This window comes from Streptomyces sp. P9(2023), from assembly GCF_032436795.1.
In the GTDB taxonomy this organism is placed as follows: domain Bacteria; phylum Actinomycetota; class Actinomycetes; order Streptomycetales; family Streptomycetaceae; genus Streptomyces.
On sequence record NZ_JAUPWM010000644.1, the window covers coordinates 1 to 256 of the forward strand.

Genomic DNA, 256 nt, shown 5'->3' on the forward strand with positions numbered 1-256 from the left:
CGCGGCCATCGGGAGACCGCAGGCAAGGAGCCGCGGCAGGCCGCTCGGATCGACCCCGTAGACCGCAACGGCACGCATGTGCGCGAGGTCGAGCGCCAGAACGGCGACGGCCGCAACGCCGAGCGCCAGGGCTACCGGGCGCGGCAGGCGGACACCGCGTCGCCAAGCGAGGGCGATGCCCATGCCGAGCGCGAACTCCAGCACGATCGGGTCGCTCCAGAAGGCGAGCGCCGTGATGTTGGGCTGCGCCACGAGG

1 protein-coding gene is annotated in these 256 nt (G+C 73.4%); it reads right to left on the bottom strand.

Annotated features, from left to right (window positions below; all coding sequences use genetic code 11):
- The coding region (locus Q5762_RS39000) for a hypothetical protein (protein WP_315897057.1) at positions 1-256 on the bottom strand (256 nt) is incomplete at both ends.